This window comes from Rhizobium ecuadorense (assembly GCF_001187535.1).
GTDB lineage: Bacteria > Pseudomonadota > Alphaproteobacteria > Rhizobiales > Rhizobiaceae > Rhizobium > Rhizobium ecuadorense.
The window spans coordinates 1-272 of record NZ_LFIO01001314.1 but is presented as its reverse complement, the minus strand read 5'-3'; the positions used below and the strand labels follow the sequence as shown (position 1 = coordinate 272).

Genomic DNA, 272 nt, shown 5'->3' with positions numbered 1-272 from the left:
GCATGTCGCGCAAAAGTGTGTGGGATAGGCAGCCCCACGACTGCTGCCGCCTGCGGCAAAGCCTGAGGCCGGACATTGCCGCATCCCACCCAGGTCTCGTTCTAAACAGCGCCCTCGGCGACGCTTTGCATCTGCTGCAGCTCCGTCACCTCATAGGTCCAGACTCGAAACGCCTTCAGCACATGCGGTCCGAAGGAATTGATGAGCGGTATGTCGGCGGCATCGCGCCCGCGTGCGACGATGATGCGACCGATCCGCGGTGTGTTGTTGCG

At 62.5% G+C, this 272-nt stretch carries 1 pseudogene; it reads right to left on the bottom strand.

The features are described 5' to 3' along the window. Positions 1-101: 101 nt before the first annotated feature. Positions 102-272: pseudogene (locus tag AF337_RS28830) on the bottom strand (transglutaminase family protein); the annotation flags it as partial.